General features: G+C 64.4%; 14 protein-coding genes. 4 read left to right on the top strand and 10 right to left on the bottom strand.

Features of this window, described 5'->3' with window-relative positions; genetic code table 11:
* Positions 1-194: 194 nt before the first annotated feature.
* The 4 genes from BRAGE_RS0112730 (at position 195) to BRAGE_RS54505 (ending at position 4888) form a co-directional block, all read left to right on the top strand.
* Positions 195-1013, top strand: a complete 819-nt coding sequence (locus BRAGE_RS0112730) for a chromate resistance protein ChrB domain-containing protein (RefSeq protein ID WP_027559589.1) — start codon at positions 195-197, stop codon at positions 1011-1013.
* Entirely contained in the window at positions 1013-2398 is a 1386-nt protein-coding gene (gene chrA / locus BRAGE_RS0112725; RefSeq protein WP_027559590.1) for a chromate efflux transporter, read from the top strand. Before BRAGE_RS0112730 ends, chrA begins: the two co-directional genes overlap by 1 nt.
* A 271-nt stretch (positions 2399-2669) precedes the next feature.
* The gene (locus BRAGE_RS0112720) at positions 2670-4010 is read left to right on the top strand and encodes a TAXI family TRAP transporter solute-binding subunit (protein WP_027559591.1); all 1341 of its coding nucleotides are present in this window, start codon (positions 2670-2672) and stop codon (positions 4008-4010) included.
* A 392-nt stretch (positions 4011-4402) separates the two neighbouring features.
* Positions 4403-4888 (top strand): hypothetical protein, encoded by a 486-nt coding sequence (locus BRAGE_RS54505; RefSeq protein WP_156950856.1) that lies wholly within the window; start codon positions 4403-4405, stop codon positions 4886-4888.
* A gap of 1011 nt (positions 4889-5899) precedes the next feature.
* Here BRAGE_RS54505 and BRAGE_RS0112710 read toward each other — a convergent pair.
* The 10 genes from BRAGE_RS0112710 to lepB all read right to left on the bottom strand — a co-directional run bounded on the left by BRAGE_RS0112710 (position 5900) and on the right by lepB (position 15755).
* Positions 5900-7444, bottom strand: a complete 1545-nt coding sequence (locus tag BRAGE_RS0112710; RefSeq protein WP_027559593.1) for a GMC family oxidoreductase — start codon at positions 7442-7444, stop codon at positions 5900-5902.
* A 4-nt stretch (positions 7445-7448) separates the two neighbouring features.
* Complete coding sequence (locus tag BRAGE_RS56790; protein ID WP_231164041.1) at positions 7449-7637, bottom strand: hypothetical protein; 189 nt, start codon at positions 7635-7637, stop codon at positions 7449-7451.
* Positions 7637-8995, bottom strand: a complete 1359-nt coding sequence (locus BRAGE_RS48500; RefSeq protein ID WP_231164042.1) for an ABC transporter substrate-binding protein — start codon at positions 8993-8995, stop codon at positions 7637-7639. Before BRAGE_RS48500 ends, BRAGE_RS56790 begins: the two co-directional genes overlap by 1 nt.
* A 255-nt stretch (positions 8996-9250) precedes the next feature.
* Positions 9251-11509: a DNA topoisomerase IV subunit A gene (parC, locus tag BRAGE_RS0112700; protein ID WP_027559594.1), complete on the bottom strand. Its 2259-nt coding sequence runs from the start codon at positions 11507-11509 to the stop codon at positions 9251-9253.
* A 61-nt stretch (positions 11510-11570) separates the two neighbouring features.
* The gene (locus tag BRAGE_RS0112695; protein ID WP_027559595.1) at positions 11571-11846 is read right to left on the bottom strand and encodes a hypothetical protein; all 276 of its coding nucleotides are present in this window, start codon (positions 11844-11846) and stop codon (positions 11571-11573) included.
* Between the two features lie 102 nt (positions 11847-11948).
* The gene (recO, locus tag BRAGE_RS0112690; protein ID WP_027559596.1) at positions 11949-12701 is read right to left on the bottom strand and encodes a DNA repair protein RecO; all 753 of its coding nucleotides are present in this window, start codon (positions 12699-12701) and stop codon (positions 11949-11951) included.
* Between the two features lie 138 nt (positions 12702-12839).
* The gene (locus BRAGE_RS0112685; RefSeq protein ID WP_027559597.1) at positions 12840-13220 is read right to left on the bottom strand and encodes a hypothetical protein; all 381 of its coding nucleotides are present in this window, start codon (positions 13218-13220) and stop codon (positions 12840-12842) included.
* A gap of 21 nt (positions 13221-13241) precedes the next feature.
* Positions 13242-14168, bottom strand: coding sequence for a GTPase Era (era, locus tag BRAGE_RS0112680; protein WP_027559598.1), 927 nt, complete (start codon positions 14166-14168; stop codon positions 13242-13244).
* Positions 14158-14985, bottom strand: coding sequence for a ribonuclease III (gene rnc, locus BRAGE_RS0112675; protein ID WP_027559599.1), 828 nt, complete (start codon positions 14983-14985; stop codon positions 14158-14160). The genes era and rnc overlap by 11 nt, the downstream gene beginning before the upstream one ends.
* Positions 14982-15755 carry a signal peptidase I gene (lepB, locus tag BRAGE_RS0112670; RefSeq protein WP_027559600.1) on the bottom strand — a complete coding sequence of 258 codons (774 nt, stop codon included), beginning with the start codon at positions 15753-15755 and terminating at the stop codon, positions 14982-14984. Before lepB ends, rnc begins: the two co-directional genes overlap by 4 nt.
* Between the last annotated feature and the right edge of the window lie 120 nt (positions 15756-15875).

Below are 15875 nucleotides of genomic sequence, written 5' to 3'. Positions count from 1 at the left end.
TTCTCCAGACAATTCAGCTCAGTCAGTCAGCAATATAGACCGGCAGACAGCAATTTTCTAAGGCCCAATCGCCTCGCGCATTGACAGTTCCGTTTAGTTTAGCTGTAATCAGCCTATGGGGATTGAGCGATCTCCCCACGAGGCGACATGCCCAAGTATCGCGTCCCGTTCGGTTCCTACGAGGACGCATCAACATGTCTACTTTCACGACCATATCGTCCGACAAATTGGCGCGCCTGATTGGCACGGCCAATGCTCCTGTCCTGATCGATGTCCGCACCGAGGAGGATTTCGCCGCCGACCGGCGGCTGATCCCAGGCTCGATCAAGCTCAGCCACGAGACTGTTGCGGAATGGGGCGGCGAATTTGCCGGCCGCTCCGCCATCGTCTCCTGCCTGCGCGGCGCCAAGCTCGCACAGGGCACAGCGGCTTGGCTGAGGCAGCTCGGCGCTGACGCCGAAACCCTGGAAGACGGCTTCGAAGGCTGGAAAGCGGCCAAGCTGCCACTGCTCGACACGCGGAAACTGCCGCCGCGCGACGCCAAAGGACGCACCGTCTGGGTGACGCGGGCACGGCCGAAGATCGACCGCATCGCCTGCCCCTGGCTGATCCGGCGCTTCGTCGATCCCAATGCGGTGTTCCTCTATGTGGCGCCGTCCGAGGTGGTCGCCGTCGGCGAGCGCTTCAATGCCGCCCCGTTCGACATCGAGAACGTGTTCTGGAGCCACCGCGGCGAGCTCTGCACCTTCGATGTGATGATCGAGGAGTTCGGCATCGCCACGCCGCCGCTGCTCCGGCTCGCAACCATGGTGCGCGGCGCTGACACCGCGCGGCCGGACCTGGCGCCGGAGGCCCCGGGCCTGCTCGCCGCCTCGCTCGGGCTGTCGCGGATGTATGACGACGACCTCGAACAACTCGAGGCCGGCATGCTGCTCTACGACGCCTTCTACCGCTGGTGCCGCGACGCCACGGCCGAGACCCACAATTGGCCGACCAACAAGGTGAAGGCGTAATGGACACCCGCGCCAAGCAGACGGGAGCTGATGCCGGTCACGGCATCAGCTTCAACGAGGCCTTCCGCGTCTGGCTGCGCGTCGCGTCCTTGAGTTTTGGCGGCCCCGCGGGCCAGATCGCGGTGATGCACCGCATCCTGGTCGAGGAGAAGAACTGGATTTCCGAGGGACGTTTCCTGCATGCGCTGAACTACTGCATGCTGCTGCCGGGACCGGAGGCCCAGCAGCTCGCGACCTATGTCGGCTGGCTCTTGCATCGCACCGCCGGCGGGTTGATGGCGGGCGGACTGTTCATCCTGCCCGGCATCATCGCCATCATGGGCCTCAGCTACGTCTATGCTGCCTTCGGCAATGTCAGCTTCGTCGAGGCGCTGTTCTTCGGCCTGAAAGCCGCCGTCCTCGCCATCGTCGTCGAGGCCGTGGTGCGCGTCGGCAGGCGCGCGCTGAAGAACCGCATCATGATCGCGCTCGCGGCCGCGGCCTTCATCGCGATCTTCTTCTTCGCGGTCCCCTTCCCGATCATCATCATTGCCGCGGGCCTGATCGGCTATATCGGGGCACGAGCCGGCCGGCCCGAATTCGCTCCGGCCGCGCACGGCCACGGTGGCAGCACCGCCGCGATCGACAGCATGCTCGGCGAGGCCGTACCCGAGCATGTGCGGCCCGACACCGGACGCGCAATCCGGACCGGCGCGGTGTGGCTGGCGCTCTGGCTGGTGCCGGTGATCGCGCTGCTTCTGATCCTTGGCGAGGCCAACGTGTTCAGCCAGATCGCGCTGTTCTTCTCCAAAATGGCGCTGGTGACTTTCGGCGGCGCCTATGCGGTGCTGGCTTACGTCGCCCAGCAGGCGGTCGAGCACTATCACTGGCTGAAGCCGCACGAGATGCTCGACGGTCTCGGCATGGCCGAGACAACGCCGGGCCCGCTGATCATGGTGCTCCAGTTCGTCGGCTTCATGGCTGCCTATCGCGATCCGAGCGGGCTGTCGCCGATATTAGCTGCGACCCTCGGCGGATTGCTCGCGACCTGGGTCACTTTCACGCCCTGCTTCCTCTGGATCTTCGTCGGCGCCCCCTACATCGAGCGCCTGCGCGGCAACACCGGCCTCGCCGGCGCGCTCGGTGCGATCACCGCGGCGGTCGTCGGCGTCATCCTCAACCTCTCGATCTGGTTCGCGCTGCACACGCTGTTCCGCGAGACCGTGCCGGTGCACGCCTTCCCACTGGATTTCGACATGCCGGTGCTGAAGAGCGTCGACATTCCCGCACTCGTGCTGTCGATCGCAGCTGCGACCGCGATCTTCCGCTTCAAGCTGGGAATGCTCACGGTGCTGGCGGGCAGTTGCGCCGTAGGCGTGGCGCTGCGGCTGGCCGGGGTGATCTAGTCGGATAATCATCGGGTTCTTCGCATCCGATTGCTGCCGAAGGGCGCCGGCCGCACAGGGACTATTGGCTGTTCTGTCCGCCCTTCGCGCCCGCGGCTTGGCTTTTGATCTAGATCAAAAGCATCAAGCGAGCCGGGACAAGATTTACTTGGAGCGGGCGCAATCGATACGGCTCTCGCGCGCCTTGGTTCGCGGCCGGGGGACGCGCCCGACAATTGGGCGCGTCTCAGGCAACAAGGTCTTGCGTCGAGCGCAAAAGGCCGCAGGCACCATGGATCATTCGTCGCGAATCCGCTTAGCCGGCGCCAATCTGCCGAGATGGCTTCGGCTCCTCATCCTACTGATGCTGGCGTTGCTGGTCGGGGGTACGAGCCTGTATGCTTACCGCTGGTACGTCCGGCCCGTGACACTTTCGATCGCAGTCGGCTCGTTCGACGGCGATGCCACCAAAATCGTATCGGCGCTCGCGAGCAGGCTCGCCGTCAACAACGCGCCGGTGCGGCTGAAGGTGGTTGAGACCACCGGCCCAATCGAGTCTGCCGATGCGTTTTCGTCTGGAAAGACAGACCTTGCAGTCGTCCGAGGAGATGTCGGCGACCTTTCCCAGGCACAGGCGATCGTCGTGCTGGCGCAGGCCGTGGCGATGCTTGTCGCACCGCCGGGCTCTCCACTCACGGACATGGCCGACCTCAAGCGCATGACAGTGGGGGTCGTCGCGGGCGACACCAATCAGAAGATCGTCAGCGTGCTGAGAAAGGCATATGACCTCGATCGCTCCAATGTTGTATTCAAGACTGTCGCACTCGATCAGGTCCGTCGAGCCTTTGAAACCAAAGAGATACGTGCCGCACTGTTCGTGATACCGCTTAGCGACAAGTACCTGTCTCTGGTGCGTGGGCTATTCCCACAAAGTGCGAAGACCGCTCCGGTCCTGATCCCGATCGAAAACGCGGGGGCGATTGCTGAGAAAGAGCGCGCTTACGAAAGCTTCGACATCCCGAAGGGTACTTTGCGCGGATCGCCCCCCGTTCCCGAAGACGACGTCACCACGTTGCAGGTTTCCTTCTATTTGATCGGCAGGAAGAGCCTTGGGAACGATTTGATTGCCAACTTCACTCAGGCGCTGACGACCGCTCGCAGAGATGTCTTGCCCGAAATGCCGATCCTCGCGCAGTTCAAGGCGCCGGATATCGAGGCAGGCGCCTATCTTCCTGTTCATCCTGGCGCCGCTGAGTTCTACAACGGGAACCAGCAAACCTTCCTGGACAAATGGAGCAACGCCATCTTCCTCGCGCCAATGGGGCTCGGGGCGCTTGCCACCGTGCTCACGGCGGCCTGGCACTTTTTGCGATCTGGCGACCTCAAGCCGAAAGAACCGGCGCTGGATTCGCTCTATGCACTGGCGCGACGAATAAGACTCGCCCGAAACGAAACGGAACTGTTGGAGATCGAGAACGAGATCGACAAGGTTCTATCTGCCCAGCGCACCCAGGTCAGCGAAGATGAGGCCGGCCTCGATACAGCCACGCTGAATGTAGCGGCCCATCGTCTCGAAAATCTGATACATGATCGCCGGATCGCGCTCGCAGCGCCAAATCCCGGGGACCGCTAAGAGAACATTTTGCTGGCACGCAGCGCGAGAGTCCGGCAGCATCCGCCCACCGAGGCTCGTCGTCACGCGAGACGCGACGAGCCTCGCGAGAGCCCGCTAATAGCAGGGCGGATACGGCGCGTATCCGCATGCCCGGCGATAGTTATACGCGCCATAAGCCGCAGCCCCCGCCGCTGCCGCACCATAATAGGCGCGGCGGTGCACTCTGCGGTTGACCCCAGCTACGCTCATCGGTGTAAGAGGCCTTCCGACTCGCGCTTGCGCTTCGTCAACGGCAACGGACGGCCCTTCCGCCACCGAGTAACGGAGCGACAACGGAGCTGCCGCGAAGAGTGCGGTGGTCACGATCAGACCAAGTAGCTTGGCATTTCTTGTCATGTCATTTTCTCCGCATGGACTCACTGGCAGACGTCAGGCCGGCGCACACGAAAGTCGAAACGGCAATCAGCACACGCTTCAACACATCCATCGTTTCCCTTATGAGAATGATGTCTGCTCTGCCCGGCAAGTTACTTCGGGGCGGCTCCAACCGTGCCGGTTGTGCTACCGGCGCTTCCCGTCGTGGTGCCGCCGAGACGGTTCTCACGGCGATCCTCGCGTGCGTCGCGCCGATCTTCACGGCGATCCTGCCGGGCATCGCGTCGGTCTTCCCGGCGATCGCGTCGCCCTTCACGCCGATCCTGACGCCGTTCCATGCCGGCCGTCTGGGCTTCTGCCTCCGTCGGCGTCAATGTCGAAGGAAGCGCGATCAGCCCAAACGCTGTCGCCCATCCGAGAGAAGAAAGAGCATTTCGCCGAGAAATCATCTGATCCTCCTCTGCAATAGCTCTGCCCTTTTTAATTCTTCACTCCAGGCTGGACGCTTCGGCTTGATCTAGATCAGTATCCTTGCGTGCATTACGCGATCGATGGTCATTCAGCAGCCTTGACCTAACTTGCGGATTCGATGCATTGGAGCGGTACAAGTGGTGCGAGCTTCTCTTCTGCTCTGGGTCAGAGCCCTCGCAGATGACCAAAGGGAGCAGCTTCCGCTCTGCCTTCATGAGCTGCCTTGGCGAGCGCCCGCGCCGCTTTGCTGCATCAAAGCATCTTCGCGCACATCACTCCGTCACTATCCCGGGAACACAGCTCCGGCCGCTGTCGGCCTGGCCGTCGAAAGGTAGATAAGCCCCGGGGCCTCGGCCCCCACACGGCTCCCCATCCGTCGGGCAAAACAGTCGCAACGGGCCCGGCTCATGGCTCGTCAAGCCCGCCCCTCACAAATATTCCACTTTACCGAATTTCGGATTTATCGTACAAACGAAACACCCTGGCCCGAGACAAGGGGCGGATCGCGATCGTCACGAACCGCGGGCTGGGCAGCGATGGACGCGACGGCGTCGGGCGCGATCGGCATTGCAGGGCGGCTTCGCTGTGAGCAATCGCTTCGCGCGTACGACACGACGCCGACAGCGTCTTCGTATGGCTTCGGGTGTGAGCACGCGCCAGCCCTCGAAGGTCCCAGCGAAGACGTGCGCGGACGGAGAAGTCGTGTGGTCCTGACGCCCGGGGTCTGTGCGTCAAGTCTTGCGGTGATGCGACGATCCGACCGGACACGCGCATCAGCCATCCGCAAGGCGACGGGGGCAATAGTGCATCGCTCCCCGAGGAGAGCACGAAGGACACCGTTAAAACCATTCGCGCAGGGAAGGCCGGGCGATCCGGCGAACCTGTGGTCCACCCCGTGTGCATTTTTCGTAGCGCACGGATCTGCGGGTGCCAGCCGGCGCTCGGCCTTCCCTGCGCCCTTGTCTCTACGAGGGCGTTGCGACGGAGCAGACCTCGGGCGAAAACGCGCCGCGAGAAGGCGAACGTTCGCCCGCTGTTTGAAACGTGTAGCGGAGTTAATCCTACCGCATCATCATTCGCGCGATCGCCTCGCCGATCACCACCGTCGTGAAGTGGGTATTGGCGCGGCAGTCGGACGGCATGATCGAAGCGTCGGCGACGCGCAGGCCGCTGATTCCTTTCACCGTGCCATCGGGATTGACCACGCCATCGCCGTCGCCAGCGCCGCTCATGCGGCAAGTGCCAGCGGCGTGCTGGATGTCGCCGGTCTCTCGTCGCAGCAGCGCATCGAGCTCGTGATCGGGCAGGCTGGCTGCCTGCGGCAGCGTCAGGTCGGTGTCGGTCAGCCTGATCCAGTCGGCGATGCCCGATAGCGCCGGCTGCGAGGTGATCACGGCAAGACGCCTCACCGCGTCCATCATCCGCAGCATGTCGCGCGGATCGGCCAGCATGTTCTCCTCGACGATGGGATCGATGGATGGGTCGGTCGAGGCCAGCTTGAGCGTGCCGCGCGAATAGGCGTTGAACAGCCCGGCGCCGATCGCGCCGGGCACGCCGATGCCGCGATGGTTGAACGCGATCAGGATCATGTCGCGCTTGCCGCCATTGGCGAGGCCCGAGGAATACGTCACGCAGCAATTGGTGTGGCGGGTGTCCGGGTCGGTGGGCCGCAGGTTTTCGTGGAGCTGGATGGTGGCGCGAAACAGCGGGTGGTCGAAGAAGTGGCGGCCGACCGGCAGGTCACGCTCGACCGCGATCCCCATCGCCTTCAGCTCCTCGGCCGGCCCGATGCCCGAGCGCAGCAGGATCGCCGGGCTGTGGATGGCGCCGGCGCACAGCACGATCTGGCGCGCGCTGATCTCCTGGGTGCCCTGCCCTTCGAAATGGACACGGAGGCCGGTTGCCCTTCCGTCGCTGATCAGAACGCGATCGACCAGCGCGTGCCCGCGGATCTCCAGATTGGCGCGGCCGCGTGCGGGCTCTAGATACCCCTCGTTGGTGGTGATGCGGCGCAAGTTGCGGCTGTTGATGGGATAGCAGGCGACGCCCTCGCCGTCAGGACCGTTGAGGTCGGCGCACCAGGGATAGCCGCTCGCCAGCGCGGCGTCGCGCAAGCCCCGGTCGATCGGGCCCCACTTCTCGGGCGGCGCACGATAGACCGGCAGCGGTCCGCCGCGTCCGTGGCCTGCGGTGTCGCCGAACTCAAGATCGTCCTCGATCACGGAGAACAGCGGCATCACCTCTTTCGCCGACCAGCCTGTGCAGCCATTGGCCGCCCATTCGTCGAACGCATCGGCAACCCCGCGGATGGCGATCTGGCCGTTCATCATCGATGAACCACCGAGCCCCTTGCCGCGCCAGTAGAAGCGCGGCTCCTGCCCCGCCACACGGCGCGTCAGGAGATCAGGCCATTGCCATTTCTCCTGAAACTCGCGCTTGTGGATGATCGGGATGGGATTTGGCGTCCTCACCTCCCAGGGCGCCTCGTCGGCGCGCCAGTCGAGGCCCGCCTCTAACAGCAGGACGCGCCGCGCCGGATCCTCGGAGAGCCTGGCCGCCACGGCGGCGCCGGCGGAGCCGCCGCCGACGACAATGACATCGTACATCGCGTTACTTCTCAACGTTCCAGAACACGGGGATGGCGGACGGGATCAGGTTGCGCCACTCGGCACGATAGGCCGCCGGCTGGGCGAACTGGCCCCACGGAATCGCCGGCGCCTGATCGTACATGACGGCCTGGATCTCGGAAGCGATCTTCTTGCGATCCTCCTCGGCCGGCGCCTTGGCGAAGGCTTCCATCAGAGGGGTGATGCGCGCGTCGCATTGCCAGCCGGTGAAGTCGGCGCAATTGAAAGCGACCATGACGTTGGTGAGCGGCGAGCCCAGGTCGTAGCGCCGGCGTGGACGCCGTAGACGCTCCAGCCCTCCTTCTTGGCGCGGCGCGCCAGCACGCTGGCCCAGTCCATCACCTGCAGGTCGACATTGAACCCTGCCTGCTTGAGCCGCTCGGCCAGAACCTGCGCCGAGACGCGCGGGGCTTCGAGATCGTTGGCTTCCATGACGACGACGGGCTCGCCGGCATATTTGGTCGCTTTCAGCGCAGCCTTCGCCGCTTCGATCGACGGCTTGGCGGCGGCTTCAATGCCGGCCTTGCTCTCGTATGTGGTGCCGCAGGTGAAGTAGGTCGCGCAAGGCGTGGCATATTTGGCGTCGAGCCCGAGCGCATCCAGCACTTCGCGTTGATCGACCAGCTTCCACAGCACGCGCCGGATGGCGGGATCGTCGAACGGCTTGGAGGCGGCGTTGAGGCGATAGGCGCCCGCGAACATGTTGCCGCCGGTGAAATTGACAAGCTTGACGCGGGAGCTCTTCTCGAGCTGCGGCAGCAGATCGAACGGCGCGTATTGCATGAAGTCGACCTCGCCGGCCTGCAGCGCCGAGGCGGCGGTCGCACCATCGGGAATGACGCGGATCTCGAGCGTATCGATGTTGACGCGCTTGCCGCCGGCGAGGAAGTCGGCGGGCTCGGCGCGCGGCACATAGTCGGCAAACTTCTTCAGGATCATGCGGTCACCGGTGCGGTGATCGGCCTTGCTGTAGACGAACGGGCCGGAGCCGATGATCTCGGTGATGCGCTGGTCGCCGGGCGTTTTCGCAATGCGCTCGGGCATCATGAAGGCGACCGGGCTGACGGGATTGCCGAGCGCGTCAATGACGAGGCCGGACGGCTCCTTCAGCGTCAGTACGAAGGTCTTTGCGTCCGTCGGCTCGAGCGAGGCCGTGATCGCAAGGATGCGGCGGCCGAGCGCGCTGCGCGTGCCCCAGCGGCGCAGCGAGGCCACGCAGTCGGCCGCCGTCACCGGCTGGCCGTCATGCCATTTCAGGCCATCGCGCAGCGTGAACGTATAGGTCAGGCCATCGGACGAGACCTTCCAGTCCTGGACCATCTGCGGCTTGATCTCGCCCTTGGAGTCCTTCGCGAACAGCGTGTCGAACACCATGTAGCCGAACGTGCGCGAAATATAGGCCGTGGAGAAATGCGGATCGAGCGTGACGATCTCCGCTTCGAGCACAGCGACGAGATTGCCCGCCGCATGCGCCGGCGCCACCAGCGCAAGTCCGAGCAGCGCCGGAATAAAGGCCTTCAGTTTGAACATTGGTGGTTTCTTGCCTTTTGACTGAAACGTTTGCAGTCGCCAGCAAAAAGCAATGTTCGTGCCCATACGGCGGAAGCACGTATGCGCTCACGACTATCTGCCACGCGTTTGCGGGCTAAATGCTCGCTGTCGTCGCCCGGCTTGACCGGGCGACCCAATATTCCGAGACCGGCGTGATCGAACCGAGCGCTGCGGCGTACCGGATGCCGCGCCGCCTCGCGGCATGACACCAGTGGTGTGGCGACGGCCTGCGCCCTACCCGATCCCCCTGCCGAACTTGTTCGACTTCGGGAAGCCCTTCGGCGGTAGGCGGCCGGCATCGGCGCGGGTGCCTTGCCATTCGGCGAGATCTTTCATGCTCGCGCTGAACTCGCGCCCCGCAGAATCCTTCCAGGTCAAGCCCGCCTTGGCGTCGAACACGGCAATATCCGAGAGACCGCCATCCTTGTACTTCTGCAGGCGCACGCCGCGGCCGCGGGCCATCTCCGGCACCTGCTCGAGCGGGAACACGAGCATCTTGCGGTTGTCGCCGATGACCGCGACGGTGTCGCCGAGCACTTCGGTGATCGCGCGCGCCTCGTTCGGCATGTCGACGTTGAGGACCTGCTTGCCCTTCTTCGTCGTGCCGACGCAGTCGTCCTCGTTGACGACGAAGCCCTGGCCCTCGTGGCTGGCGACCAGGAATTTGCGTCCGCCCTTGTTGACGAACAGCGCGACGGGCGCGGCCTCCTGCTCGAGATCGATGAACAGGCGGATCGGCTCGCCGTGACCGCGGCCGCCGGGCAGCTTCGCGACATCGAGCGAATAGAATTTGCCGTTGGTGGCAAACAACAGCAGCTTCGAGGTCGTCTCGGCGAAGAAGGCGAAGCCGAGCTTGTCGTCCTGCTTGAAGGCGAGCCCCGAGAGATCCTCGACATGGCCCTTCATGGTGCGGATCCAGCCCTTGTCGGAGACGACGACCGTCACCGGTTCGCGTTCGACGAGGGCCTCCTCCATCGCGGCGAGATCGTGCTCGGGCGCATCGGCGAAGGTGGTGCGGCGCTTGCCGAGCGGCGTCTTCGGCCCGAACATGTCGCGGACCTTGCCGACCTGCTCGCCGACCTTCTTCCATTGCTCGGCTTCCGAGGCGAGCACCGCGTTGATGCCCTTGAGCTCGGCGCGGAGGTTCTTGTCCTCGGTGCGGATCTCCATCTCCTCGAGCTTGCGCAAGGAGCGCAGGCGCATGTTGAGGATGGCTTCAGCCTGCACCTCGGTGAGCTTGAACGCCTTGATCAACGCCGGCTTCGGTTCATCCTCGGTGCGGATGATCTTGATCACCTTGTCGATGTTCAGATAGGCGATCAGGAAGCCGCCGAGGACCTCCAAGCGGTGCTCGATCTGCGCCTTGCGGTAGTTGCTGCGGCGGATCAGCACGTCGCGCAAATGGTCGAGCCATTCGCGCAAGCACTCGGCGAGTCCCACCACCTTCGGGATTTTGCCCTTGATCAGGACGTTCAGGTTCAGCGGAATCTTGTTTTCGAGCTCGGTGAGCCGGAACAGCGATTCCATCATCAACGCGGGATCGACGTTCTTCGACTTCGGCTCGATCACGATGCGGACGTCTTCGGCCGACTCGTCCCTGATGTCGCCGACCAGCGGCAGCTTCTTCTGGTCCAGCAGCTCGGCGACCTTCTCGATCAGGCGCGACTTCTGCACCAGGAACGGAATCTCGGTGACGACGACGACCCAGGTGCCGCGCGCGCCCTCTTCGTGCGACCACCTGGCGCGGACGCGGAACGAGCCGCGGCCGGTCGTGTAGGCTTCAGCGATCGCCTGCTTGGAATCGACGCAGATGCCGCCAGTCGGGAAATCCGGGCCCTTGACCCATTTCAAGAGCGCCTTGGACTTCGCGTCAGGCTTCTCGATCAGATGCAGCGCGGCGTCGCACAGCTCGGCGGCGTTGTGCGGCGGGATCGAGGTCGCCATGCCGACCGCGATGCCTTGCGCGCCGTTGGCGAGCAGGTTCGGGAAGCCGCCGGGCAGCACGACCGGCTCTTTCGACTGGCCGTCGTAGTTGGCGCGGAATTCGACGCCGTCCTCGTCGATGCCCTCGAGCAGAAGCCGCGCGACGTCGGTCATGCGCGCTTCGGTGTAGCGGTAGGCGGCGGGGTTATCGCCGTCGATATTGCCGAAATTGCCCTGGCCGTCGACCAGCGGGTAGCGCGAGGAGAAATCCTGCGCGAGACGCACCATGGCATCGTAAATGGCCTGGTCGCCATGCGGATGGAACGAGCCCATCACGTCGCCGACGATTTTGGCGGACTTCTTGAAGGCCGTGCCGGGGTCGAGGCGGAGCAGGCGCATGCCGTAGAGGATGCGCCGGTGCACCGGCTTCAGGCCGTCGCGCGCGTCCGGCAGCGCGCGATGCATGATGGTGGAGAGCGCATAAGCGAGATAGCGCTCTTCGAGCGCCTCACGCAGCGGCACCTCGTGAATTTCGGCCGGTTCTTCCGGCGGAACGATTCGCTTTCCCATGCCGCCCGGTTAAACCGTGGAAGCGAATCGGGCAAGGATCGAATGGTTCCTTGTGGGCAGCCTATTGCCCAGCCCAGCCGGCGGTCACGGGCGGGGTCGTGGTCTTAGCCGGGGCTGGCACGTTGGTCAGGCAGCGGCGGGCGGCCTCGATCTCGGCTTCCGTGGCACCATGGGATCGCGCCCATGTCTCTGCGGCTGCAGCAGAATATTTGGCCACATAGTACCGGACGACGGTGCAGGAGGCGCGCCGAAACACGCCCGGCTGCGGTTCGCCGGCCGTTGCTTCAGGCGCGAGCGCGACCAGCGCCGCAGACAAGGCAAATCCCCTGATCAACATTTAGGCTGTCCCCGTTGTGGAACCCTGCGAGACGGAACTCGATCGGGGCGATTTGGTTCCGTGAGAACCCATGTCGAAGGGTAAGCCTGCCTCCCGCTTCGCTCATGGCGCCGGAATTGCCGCCTTCGCCTGCTGCCGCATCAGGGCGTTGATGAAGCCCGCGCGCGCGTCGGAATGGCCCTGCCCGCGCGGCTCCAGCACATGGCGCAGCAGGAACAGGCCGGTGAGGCGGAAGCCGTCCTGAAGGTCCTGCTCGGTGAGCTCGCTCGCGGCTTCGCCGTGGCGCAGGAACGGCGGCAGGCGCAGCAGCCGGTAGCGCCACGGCTCGCCCGCGCCGCGCGATACTGCGCCGCCGGATTTGGGCGAGACGTAGATCAGGTCCGTGGTCTCCCCCGTCACCGCGCAATTCTCCAGCGCCAGCCCGAAGCCGAGCTCAGCGAGCATCGCCAGCTCGAAATGAATGAGATGCACGGCGGCGCTGCCGATGTCGTCGAAATCGTCGAGCGAATGCTCGAGCAGCGCAAAGATATCCTCGTGCGGGTCGCGCTCCGGCAGCAGCCGCGCGATCGAGGCGAGATGAGTGACGCCATAGACCCCATGGGACGATCCGAGCAGCGTGGCCGCGCGCAGCTTCAGACCCTCGATCGCATAGGTTCCGAGATGCTCGTCGAGCCGCGCCCGCCACACCGCGCTGACGCTGTTGCCGGGCTGCAAGAGCGGCCGCAGCCGCGAGCTGGCGCCGCCGCGCACGAGCCCGAGATGCCGGCCGTGCGCGCGGGTCAAGAGCTCGACAATGGCGCTGGACTCGCCATGCCGCCGCACGCCCAGCACGATGCCTTCGTCGGTCCATTCCATGGAGGAAGTCTAGCGCATTTCGGGAGGCCGTAGGGTGGGCAAAGCGAAGCGTGCCCACCATTTTGATCTACGGCGCGATGATGGTGGGCACGGCGCGCAAGAGCGCGCCTTTGCCCACCCTACGGCACTGCGCGAGAGTCACGCGTTGAACCAGCCCTGCGCGTCGCCGGTGAAGGAGAAATACAGTCCGATCGCCGTCAGCGCGCAGGAGACGATCTCGATGGCGCTGTCGAGCTCCATGCCCTTCTCGCCGATGATCTGGCCGAGCGAGATCACCGAGAGAACGAGTGCTGCCGCCAGCACCCAGCGCGGCCAGTTCTTGCGCCAACGCGCCGCCAGCCAGACGAAATAGACCAGCAGCAAGATCATCACGCCGGCGAGCAGGGTCGCCGTCATGATCATCTGCTCGGTCATCTCGGCATTGGGCGTGCGGTCCTGCACCGCGACCGACAAGGCATCCAGCATCAGTGACGCATAGAGCAGCGCTTCGAAGCGCCGGACATTGCTGGGCACGCTCATCAGATACCGATCTTTTCTTGGTTATTCTTTGGGAAAGTCCAGGCCCATCTCGCGGTAGCGATCGGGATCGTCGCCCCAGTTCTCGCGCACCTTGACGAACAGGAACAGATGCACCGGCACGTCCAGGATCTGCATCAGCTCTTTGCGCGAGTCCGCGCCGATCGACTTGATGGTGGCGCCGCCCTTGCCGAGCACGATCTTGCGCTGGCTCTCGCGCTCGACGAAGATCGTCTGTTCGATGCGCACCGAATGGTCCTTGCGCTCCTCCCACTTGTCGGTCTCGACCGTGGACTGGTAGGGCAATTCCTGGTGCAACTTCTGATAGATCTTTTCGCGCGTGATCTCGGCCGCCAACTGCCGCATCGGCGCGTCCGACATCTGGTCCTCGGGGTAGAGGAACGGACCCGGAGGCACCATCTCGGCGAGCGTCGTGCGGATGTCGTCGACGCCGTCGCCCGAGATCGCCGCGATCATGAAGGTCTTGGCAAACTTCATCCGCTCGTTGGCGGCCTGCGCCAGCGCCAAAAGCTTCTCGCGCTGGACCAGGTCGACCTTGTTGATCACGAGGATCTTGTCGTGATTGACGCTTGCCGCCTTGGCGAGGATCGCCTCGGCCTCCTCGTCGATGCCGGTCTTGGCATCGAGCAGCACGCAGACGAGATCGGCGTCATGCGCCCCGCTCCAGGCGGTCGAGACCATGGCGCGATCGAGCCGGCGCTTGGGCGAGAAGATACCGGGCGTGTCGACCAGGATGATCTGCGCGTTGTTCTCGATGACAATGCCGCGGATCAGCGCGCGCGTGGTCTGCACCTTGCGCGAGACGATCGTCACCTTGGCGCCGACCAGCGCATTGACCAGCGTGGACTTGCCGACATTGGGCGCGCCGATCAGCGCGACGAAGCCGCAGCGCGTCGCGGTCGGCGCCTCGCCGCTTGCTTCAGCCGTCATTGCCGCCGCCAACGCCTTCGCGTTCGATCATGACCGAGGCCGCCACCTTCTCTGCCGCACGCTTGCTGCCGCCGACGCCTTCGGCCGACGCCAGTCCGGGCAGGTCGACGGCGACGCGGAATTGCGGATCGTGATGCGGGCCGGTGCGCTCGACCTCGCGATAAACCGGCGTCGGCAGTCCCTTGCCCTGCGCCCATTCCTGCAGCACGGTCTTGGGATCGCGCAAGGGCCGCCGCGGCTTGTGCATGCGCTCGGTCCAGTTGCGCTTGACGAACTCGGCCGCCGCCGCATGACCACCGTCGAGGAAGATGGCGCCGATCACGGCTTCGCAGATGTCACCCAAGATGGATTTGCGCAGCCGCGCATCGGCGCTGGATCCGACTGACCCCAGCTTGATGTCGTCGAGCAGGCCAAGCGATTTTGCGACATCGGCGCAGCTCTCCTTGCGCACGAGCTCGGCGAGCCGCTTGGACAGCTCGCCTTCATCGGCGTTCGGGAAGGCGTGATAGAGCATGTCGGAGACGACGAGGCCGAGCACGTGGTCGCCGAGGAATTCCAGCCGCTGATAGCTGTCGCCGCGCTTGCGTCCCGACTTGAGCGCCGAGACATGCGTGATCGCCTGCATCAACAGGTTCGGGTCAGTGAAGCCGTGGCCGATGCGCGCCTCGAGCGCCGCGTTGGCATCCGCCTTGGCCTTGTCCTTCTTGCTGCTCCGCGCCCGCTTCTTCTTGGCAGGCGTCTTCGTCGCAGCTTCGCCCTCGGGAGCGGCTTGCGCCTCGATCGATTGGGTCGCGATGTCCTTGGCTTCGTCTTTCATCGGACGATTTTGAAGAAGCGATTCCAGCGCACCGACCACGGCCAGCGCCAGAACATCCAGGCATGCTCGCCTTGGCCGATCGAGAAGAAGATCATCTGGGCGCGGCCGATCAGGTTCTCCTGCGGCACGTAACCCACCGCCGACTGCACGCGGCTGTCGGTCGAGTTGTCGCGATTATCGCCCATCATGAAGAAATGGCCGGGCGGCACGGTGTAGACACTGGTGCTGTCGTAGAAGCCGTTGTCGACGCAATCGAGGGTCTCGTAGGAGACGCCGTTCGGCAGCACTTCCTTCCAGCGCTTCACCCGTGCCGTCGTGACCCGCTCCGTGTCGGACGAGCTGCAAGGATCTTCGCCGACGAAGTCGCTCAGCCGTTCGCGCTGCACCGGGACGTCGTTGATGTAGAGCAGCCCGTCCTTCATCTGGATGCGGTCGCCGGGAAGGCCGATCACGCGCTTGATGTAGTCGGTGGAGTCTTCCCTCGGCAGGCGAAACACGACGACGTCGCCGCGGTTCGGGTCCGCGCCCCAGATTCGTCCCGAGAACAGCGGCGGCGAGAACGGGATCGAGTAGTGGCTATAGCCGTAGGAATATTTCGAGACGAACAGGTAATCGCCGACCAGCAGCGTCGCCTTCATCGAGCCGGACGGGATGTTGAAGGGCTGGAACAGGAAGGTGCGGATCACCAGCGCGATCAGGAGAGCATGGATCACGACCCGGATCGTTTCGCCGACGCCGCTCTCAGTTTTCGTTCCCGAAGTCACGCTCATTGCTCTCTCAATTCCGGCCGGCGGTCACAGAGCGCCCTCCTCCCGCGAACAGCCCATCGCTCGCAGCCCAAGGAGATTGTCCTGATTCTGATAATGAGGGCCAATTCCGGCGTAAAGCCG

The sequence above is a fragment of the Bradyrhizobium genosp. SA-4 str. CB756 genome (assembly GCF_000473125.1).
GTDB classification, from domain to species: Bacteria; Pseudomonadota; Alphaproteobacteria; order Rhizobiales; family Xanthobacteraceae; genus Bradyrhizobium; species Bradyrhizobium arachidis.
This window is presented reverse-complemented; position numbering and strand designations above follow the sequence as displayed.

What these genes read in the sequence shown, in the direction of transcription:
- BRAGE_RS0112730 (WP_027559589.1), top strand. Translation starts at nt 195, where the DNA reads ATGTCTACTTTCACGACCATATCGTCCGACAAATTGGCGCGCCTGATT.
- chrA (WP_027559590.1), top strand. Translation starts at nt 1,013, where the DNA reads ATGGACACCCGCGCCAAGCAGACGGGAGCTGATGCCGGTCACGGCATC.
- BRAGE_RS0112720 (WP_027559591.1), top strand. Translation starts at nt 2,670, where the DNA reads ATGGATCATTCGTCGCGAATCCGCTTAGCCGGCGCCAATCTGCCGAGA.
- BRAGE_RS54505 (WP_156950856.1), top strand. Translation starts at nt 4,403, where the DNA reads ATGGACTCACTGGCAGACGTCAGGCCGGCGCACACGAAAGTCGAAACG.
- BRAGE_RS0112710 (WP_027559593.1), bottom strand. Translation starts at nt 7,444, where the DNA reads ATGTACGATGTCATTGTCGTCGGCGGCGGCTCCGCCGGCGCCGCCGTG.
- BRAGE_RS56790 (WP_231164041.1), bottom strand. Translation starts at nt 7,637, where the DNA reads ATGGAAGCCTTCGCCAAGGCGCCGGCCGAGGAGGATCGCAAGAAGATC.
- BRAGE_RS48500 (WP_231164042.1), bottom strand. Translation starts at nt 8,995, where the DNA reads ATGTTCAAACTGAAGGCCTTTATTCCGGCGCTGCTCGGACTTGCGCTG.
- parC (WP_027559594.1), bottom strand. Translation starts at nt 11,509, where the DNA reads ATGGGAAAGCGAATCGTTCCGCCGGAAGAACCGGCCGAAATTCACGAG.
- BRAGE_RS0112695 (WP_027559595.1), bottom strand. Translation starts at nt 11,846, where the DNA reads ATGTTGATCAGGGGATTTGCCTTGTCTGCGGCGCTGGTCGCGCTCGCG.
- recO (WP_027559596.1), bottom strand. Translation starts at nt 12,701, where the DNA reads ATGGAATGGACCGACGAAGGCATCGTGCTGGGCGTGCGGCGGCATGGC.
- BRAGE_RS0112685 (WP_027559597.1), bottom strand. Translation starts at nt 13,220, where the DNA reads ATGAGCGTGCCCAGCAATGTCCGGCGCTTCGAAGCGCTGCTCTATGCG.
- era (WP_027559598.1), bottom strand. Translation starts at nt 14,168, where the DNA reads ATGACGGCTGAAGCAAGCGGCGAGGCGCCGACCGCGACGCGCTGCGGC.
- rnc (WP_027559599.1), bottom strand. Translation starts at nt 14,985, where the DNA reads ATGAAAGACGAAGCCAAGGACATCGCGACCCAATCGATCGAGGCGCAA.
- lepB (WP_027559600.1), bottom strand. Translation starts at nt 15,755, where the DNA reads ATGAGCGTGACTTCGGGAACGAAAACTGAGAGCGGCGTCGGCGAAACG.